Source organism: Azonexus sp., from assembly GCF_049652925.1.
In the GTDB taxonomy this organism is placed as follows: domain Bacteria; phylum Pseudomonadota; class Gammaproteobacteria; order Burkholderiales; family Rhodocyclaceae; genus Azonexus.
On sequence record NZ_JBASFI010000030.1, the window covers coordinates 1 to 6,334 of the forward strand.

The following is a 6,334-nucleotide window of genomic DNA, read 5'->3' on the forward strand; positions in this document are numbered from 1 at the left end:
TTTCACGGCGACCGACGTGTTCCTTGAGGTTGACCGGCGGCACGCAGAACGGGCCGATGGCGGCCGGGGTCAGGTCGATCATGAGAACGCCCAGCGCGTTGAGCTTGCGCGAGTTCTCGGCGTGGACATAGGCACTGGTCGCATCGAAGGCGATCTGGACATTGTCGGCGAGGACGTGGGGCAGGAAGCCGTCCACGCCTGTGGCACAGGTCTTCAGGCCCATCTCGGCAGCACGTTTCAAGCCTTCGGATTCTGGATCGATGCCGATCATCCAGACCGGGTCGAGGTAGGGGCTGCGCTTGAGTTTGTAGAGTAGGTCGGTCCCGATGTTGCCCGGGCCGATGAGCGCGCATTTGATTTTTTGAGTCATCAATATTTCCTTATTGATCGTGGTTCAGCAAATGGTGGAAACGATCCCGCCTTCGACGCGCAGCGCGGCACCGGTCGTCGCAGCCGCTCTCGCGCTGCACACGTAGGCGACCAGCGCAGCCACTTCGGCCGGATCGATCATGCGTTTGATAATTGAGGTCGGACGCCCCTCGGCAAAGAAGCGGTGCTCCATTTCTTCCAAGCCGACACCCGCCTCGGCGGCCAGCTTGGCGAAGAACTCGCCAACGCCTTCGGAGCGGGTCGGGCCAGGCAGCACGGCATTGACCGTGACGCCCGTTCCGGCGCAGCTCTGGGCCAGACCGCGCGACACCGCCAGCTGGGCCGACTTGGTCATGCCGTAATGGACCATCTCGCCCGGCGTGTTGATGCCGGATTCGCTAGAGAGGAAAACAATGCGCCCCCAGTTGGCCGCCTTCATGGCCGGCAGGTAATGGCGGGCCAGACGGACGCCGCTCATGACATTGACGTCGAAGAAGCGTTGCCATTCGGAGTCAGGGATGGCGTCGAACGGCACGGGATCGAAGATGCCGAGGTTGTTGACCAGGATGTCGGCATGCGGACAGGCGTCGAACAGGAACTGGCAACCTTCCGCCGTGGACAGATCCGCCGCCACGCCCTGCACGTCGGCGCCGGCGACCAGCAAACGCAACCGGGCAAGCGCCGCGTCGACGCTTTTCTGGCTGCGGCCGTTAATCACCACCTTCGCGCCTTCGCGGGCCAACTCCGTAGCAATGGCAAAGCCGATTCCCACGGTCGACCCGGAAATCAGGGCAATTTTGGAATGTATCCCGAAGTCCATTTCGAGCGATCTGCTTAGACGAAACGAACCGAACAGCCGCCAAGACCGCCGATGGTCATGCGCAGGTTGTCGCCCTTGACCACCGGGACCATGGCACCCATCGCACCGGACAGCACGATGTCGCCGGCCTTGAGGGCGATGCCGAGCTTGCCGAGGGTGTTCGCCAGCCAGACCATGGCATTGACCGGGTGGCCCATGGTCGCAGCACCGGCGCCGGTGACGACGATTTCGCCGTTCTTCTCGAGGACCATGCCGCACAGGCCAAGGTCGATGTTGCTGATATCGACGAGTTGGTCACCGAGCACGAAGACACCGCACGAGGCGTTGTCGGCAACGGTGTCCTGGATCTTGATCTTCCAGTCGGTGATGCGCGAATCGACGATCTCGAAACAGGCCATGACGCCTTCGGTGGCGGCCAGCACATCGGCGGCCGTGACGCCCGGGCCTTGCAGATCCTTCTTGAGCAGGAAGGCAATTTCGCCTTCAGCCTTGGGCTGGATCAGCGAGCTCATCTCGATTGATTCGCCTTCGTTGTAGACCATGCCGTCGAGCAGGTAGCCGAAGTCGGGTTGATGGACGCCGAGCAGGTTCATGACCGGCTTGCTGGTGACGCCGATCTTCTTGCCGATGACGCGCTCGCCCTTGGCCAGACGACGCGACAGCATCTGCTGCTGGATGTGGTAGGCGTCCTCGATGGTGATATCGAAGCCACGCGAGGTCAGCGGGCTGACCGTCTTGCCGGCGACCAGGGCTTCGTAGAGTTCGTCGCCGAGCTGAGTAATTTGCGATTGTTCCATGATGCTTTCTCTTTATTCGGCCAGGAATTTGCTGACCAGCTGGTTGAATTCGCGGTTGTGTTCGATCTGGACCCAATGCCCGCAGCGGCCAAAAACATGCAGCTGCGAACGGCTGATCCACTGATGCAAGGTCAGCGAGTTCGTCAGCGGGATAACCTCGTCGTCGCGGCCGTGGATGATCAGCGTCTCGTGCGGAATAGCCCTGATATCGGCCCCGGTGCTGGCCATCGCGTCGACCCAGCGCTGGCGCGGAGCCGGGAACATGGCCGAGAACGACTCCTGAAAACCGGGGCGGATGCTGGCCTGATAGCGCAACTCGGCCAGTTCGTCGGTAACCAGGCTACGGTCGAAGGCGAAGATGTCGAGCAGTCCGCGCATGGCTGCCAGCGATGGCTCGTAGCCCCAGACCGCATCAAGCCCCTTCGTAATGGTGAAGGGCACGCCGACACTGCCCATCAGAACCAATTTGCGAACGCGTTGCGGATGGCGGATAGCCAACGCCAGCGCAATGGCGCCACCGAAGGAATTGCCGATCAAATCGGTCTGTTCGATACCCAACGCATCGAGCAAGCCGATGGCATGATCGACCCAGCCATCGGTGCTGTACTCGATGCCGACGGGCCGCTCTGTATAGCCGAAACCGACCATATCCGGCGCGATGGCCCGGCAGGTCTTGCCCAGTTCCGGCAAGACCAGACGCCAGTTGGCCCAGGCCGTCACCCCCGGCCCGGAACCGTGGATGAGCAGCACCGGCGCCCCGCTACCGACATCGTGGTAGTTGGTTTCGATGCCGCCCGCCTTGTTGCAACGGCCGATTTCGGGAGAGTTCGCAGACATGCCCGCTTCGCCTTACAGCTTGATGCAGACGTTCTTGAGTTCGGTATAGAACTCAAGCGAATGCACGCCGCCTTCGCGGCCGATACCCGACTGCTTGGCGCCGCCGAACGGCGTGCGCAGGTCGCGCAGGAACCAGCTGTTGACCCAGACCAGACCGACTTCCATCTGCGCGGCGACGCGGTGGGCGCGGTTGATGTTCTGGGTGAACACCGAGGCGGCCAGACCATAGGTCGTGTTGTTGGCGCGTGCGATGACTTCGTCTTCGCTGTCGAAGGCCATGATGGTCGTGCAGGGTCCGAAGATTTCTTCGCGGACAACCGTGGCGTTGTCGTCCAGACCGATCCAGATCGTCGGCTGAACCCAGGCGCCGTTAGCCAGTTCGCCCGGCATGGCGGGAATGCCGCCGCCGGTGACGACCGTTGCACCTTCGTCGACGGCCTTCTTGTAATAGGAGAGCACCTTGTCGCGATGCTCCTGGCTGACCAGCGGCCCCATATTGGTGGCCGGATCGCTCGGCACGCCGAGTTTGAGCTTTTCGGTGCCGGCTTTCATGCGGGCAACAAATTCGTCGAAGATCGGGCGTTCAACATAGACCCGCTCGGTACCCAGGCAAACCTGGCCGCAGTTGGCAAAGCAGGAGCGAATCGTCGCTTCGATGGCGACATCCATGTCGCAGTCTGCAAAGACGATGCCCGGATTCTTGCCGCCCATTTCCAGGGATACCGGGCGCGAACCATGCGCGGCAGCCTTGTTGATGATTTCGCCGGTACGGGTTTCGCCCGTGAAGGTGATGGCATTGACCTTCTGGTTGGTGGTCAGGAATTCGCCAGCCGAATTCGGGCCGAAGCCATGCACGACGTTGTAAACGCCCTTCGGCACGCCGCAGGCATTCATGACTTCGCCGAGCAGCGTGGCAGTCGACGGTGTTTCTTCCGACGGCTTGACGACGACGGTATTGCCGCAGGCCAGCGCCGGGCCGACTTTCCAGGTCATGAGCAGCAGCGGCAAGTTCCACGGACAGACGACGCCGACGACACCGACCGGGCGGCGTATCGCGTAGTTCAGCGCGCCCTTGCCATCCGGCGTGGCCATTTCGAAGAACTCGGTTGGCGCATTCTTGATGACGTCGGCGAAGATCTTGAAATTGGCGGCACCGCGCGGGATGTCGATGTGCGAAGCGAGGCTCTTCGGCTTGCCGGTATCGGCGCATTCAGCTTCGAGGAATTCGTCGAAGCGACGAGTGATCTCGTCGGCAACCTTGTTCAGGATGTCCGTACGCTCGACCACAGTCATCTTGCCCCACGGGCCCTTCAGGGCATCGTGGGCTGCCTGCACGGCTGCGTCCACTTCAGCCTTGCCGGCTTCATGGACCATGCCGATGATCGAGTTATCGAGCGGCGTGCGCTTCTCGAACTGCTTGCCTGTCGAGACGAATTCGCCGTTGATGAAATTCAGGATTTGTTTCATTCCCTTGTTTTCCTATTTTTGTTTGCTGCTCTTAAGCCAGACCGATGGCCGCCAGGCCAGCCCTTGCACATTCTTCGTCCTGCATTTCGGAAGCACCGGAAACACCGATGCCGCCGAGCCAGTCGCCTGAGCCCACCGGCAAGCCGCCGCCGAAAACGATCAGCCGCGGTTGGGCCGAGAAGCCCAGCTTCATCCCTTCGTCGTGGCCGATCGCCCCCATCCATGCCTTGGTCGGAAAGCCGAAGCTGGCCGATGTAAAGGCCTTGTCGATGGCGATATCGATCGAGTGGATGAAGGCACCGGGCATGCGCAGGAAGGCCATCAGGTTGCCGCCGCGATCAACCACGGCGACGTTGATCTTCCAGCCGTTGGCCGTGGCATGGGCCACGGCCGCCGAACAGGCGGCCGCAGCCGCCTCGGCTGAAATCCCGGCTTGGCTGACGGCGACTTGCATCAGGTCACAACGGTCAGGAAGCGGTCATTGAGTTTGCGGTCGTGATAGAACACGGCGGCACCGACTTCATCCATCGTCCACTTCGTCGCCTTCTGATCGGGGTAGGCATAGTTGCCACCGCAGAAGGTTTCGAAACGGTTGCCGTTGGGGTCGAAGGCATAGATGGTCGTGCCGCGGGTTACGCCGTGGCGTGTCGGGCCGATGTCAATGGAAACACGGTTCATCGACATCAGGTCGGCGGCGCGCAGGACCTGTTCCCAGGTTTCGAGCAGGAAGGAAACGTGGTGCAGCTTGCCCGGCTCCGGATGACGGACGAAGGCGATGTCATGCGCCTTGGTCGAGCACGACAGCCAGATCGCCAGATCCTGGTTGTCGTCGAGGGCGATATGTTCGACCAGATAGAAGCCGAGGACGTCCTGGAAGATGGCCTGGGCCTTTTCGATATCCGGCCCGTAGAGCAGGCAGTGGTCGAGACGGATCGGGGCGATGCCCTTTTCAGCGGCGGCACACCAGGCTTCCGGATTCAGTTCGCCCATGTCGTTGCCAATGGCCGTCTTTTGCGAATACAGCTCGATGTCGTGGCCGGTCGGCAAGGTGAAGCGCACACGCTCGCCGGTTTCCAGCAACTCGCCGGCCGGGATGCGCTTGGTTGCGACGCCGTAGGCGTTGAGGTCTTTCTCGAATTTGGCCAGGGTCGCATCGCTATCGACCTTGAAGGCAAAGAAGTCGATGCCGGCCGTATCGGCCTGACGCAGGATCACGCTGTTGTGATCGCGCTCTTCCCAGGTCTTGAAATAAACACGGCCCTGGGCATCACGACCGGTTTCGACCAAGCCCAGCACCTTCGAATAGAAATCAACGCTTTCTTCAATGTCGAGCACCCGCATCTGAGCGTGTCCGGGACGTAAAACACCAGTCATTGCCATTTGTCTTCTCCTGTTTTTTGAGTATTTCAATCACACAAAGATCTGCGCAATCGATTTACCATTACGATATTTACAACGAATCTCGATGTCAATACTTTTTCTCGAGATTTTTAAAAACCCTGAAAATTCCCTCTATCAGGGTAGAATTTCGTCATCTGGTCAAACCACTTAACCGAACCCTACTGTCATGGCTAACAACACATCCAACGGCGACAGCCTCACGGCCGAGCCAAAGACGCTCGTCGAATCCGCCTACCGCGCACTGCGCCGCGACATCATCGAAGGCCACCTCGCCCCCGGCGAAAAACTCCGCGTCGAGCACCTCAAGGACAACTACGGCGTCGGCGCCGGCACCTTGCGCGAAGCGCTCTCGCTGCTCATCTCCGATGCTCTCGTGGTCAGCCAGGGACAGCGCGGCTTTCGCGTCGCCCCGGTGTCCCTCGAAGACTTCGAAGACATCACCAAAACCCGCGTCATGCTCGAATGCGAGGCCCTGCGCCAGTCGATCACCATGGGCGACGATGCCTGGGAAGGTGACTTGCTGGCCGCCTTCCACCGCCTCACCAAGGCCGAAGAAAAACGCATCGGCTCCGACGACCGTGAAGAGTGGGAAGAACGCAACCGCATCTTTCACGAGGTGCTGATCTCGGCCTGTCCGTCGCGC

General features: G+C 60.8%; 7 protein-coding genes and 1 pseudogene. 1 reads left to right on the plus strand and 7 read right to left on the minus strand.

Features of this window, described 5'->3' with window-relative positions:
- The 7 genes and pseudogenes from WBK19_RS16155 to WBK19_RS16185 all read right to left on the minus strand — a co-directional run.
- Positions 1–370 (minus strand): annotated as a pseudogene (locus WBK19_RS16155) (acetaldehyde dehydrogenase (acetylating)); the annotation flags it as partial.
- Between the two features lie 24 nt (positions 371–394).
- Positions 395–1,189 (minus strand): SDR family NAD(P)-dependent oxidoreductase, encoded by a 795-nt coding sequence (locus WBK19_RS16160; protein WP_511291519.1) that lies wholly within the window; start codon positions 1,187–1,189, stop codon positions 395–397.
- Between the two features lie 14 nt (positions 1,190–1,203).
- A complete protein-coding gene (gene dmpE, locus WBK19_RS16165) occupies positions 1,204–1,986 on the minus strand; it encodes a 2-oxopent-4-enoate hydratase (RefSeq protein ID WP_494648105.1) in 783 nt (260 codons plus the stop codon).
- 12 nt (positions 1,987–1,998) lie between these two features.
- Complete coding sequence (locus tag WBK19_RS16170; protein WP_511291521.1) at positions 1,999–2,823, minus strand: alpha/beta fold hydrolase; 825 nt, start codon at positions 2,821–2,823, stop codon at positions 1,999–2,001.
- A 12-nt stretch (positions 2,824–2,835) separates the two neighbouring features.
- The gene (locus tag WBK19_RS16175; RefSeq protein ID WP_511291523.1) at positions 2,836–4,290 is read right to left on the minus strand and encodes a 2-hydroxymuconic semialdehyde dehydrogenase; all 1,455 of its coding nucleotides are present in this window, start codon (positions 4,288–4,290) and stop codon (positions 2,836–2,838) included.
- Between the two features lie 31 nt (positions 4,291–4,321).
- Complete coding sequence (locus WBK19_RS16180; RefSeq protein ID WP_511291525.1) at positions 4,322–4,744, minus strand: GlcG/HbpS family heme-binding protein; 423 nt, start codon at positions 4,742–4,744, stop codon at positions 4,322–4,324.
- A complete protein-coding gene (locus WBK19_RS16185; RefSeq protein ID WP_511291527.1) occupies positions 4,744–5,670 on the minus strand; it encodes a catechol 2,3-dioxygenase in 927 nt (308 codons plus the stop codon). Before WBK19_RS16185 ends, WBK19_RS16180 begins: the two co-directional genes overlap by 1 nt.
- 187 nt (positions 5,671–5,857) lie before the next feature.
- On the opposite strand from WBK19_RS16185, the gene WBK19_RS16190 reads away from it, so the two are divergent.
- Positions 5,858–6,334, plus strand: a 477-nt coding sequence (locus WBK19_RS16190) for a GntR family transcriptional regulator (protein WP_511291529.1), incomplete at its 3' end; no start/stop codon positions are given.

Bases quoted from the DNA above. Each gene is read 5' to 3' on its own strand.
- WBK19_RS16160 (WP_511291519.1), bottom strand. From the start codon at position 1,189: ATGGACTTCGGGATACATTCCAAAATTGCCCTGATTTCCGGGTCGACC.
- dmpE (WP_494648105.1), bottom strand. From the start codon at position 1,986: ATGGAACAATCGCAAATTACTCAGCTCGGCGACGAACTCTACGAAGCC.
- WBK19_RS16170 (WP_511291521.1), bottom strand. From the start codon at position 2,823: ATGTCTGCGAACTCTCCCGAAATCGGCCGTTGCAACAAGGCGGGCGGC.
- WBK19_RS16175 (WP_511291523.1), bottom strand. From the start codon at position 4,290: ATGAAACAAATCCTGAATTTCATCAACGGCGAATTCGTCTCGACAGGC.
- WBK19_RS16180 (WP_511291525.1), bottom strand. From the start codon at position 4,744: ATGCAAGTCGCCGTCAGCCAAGCCGGGATTTCAGCCGAGGCGGCTGCG.
- WBK19_RS16185 (WP_511291527.1), bottom strand. From the start codon at position 5,670: ATGGCAATGACTGGTGTTTTACGTCCCGGACACGCTCAGATGCGGGTG.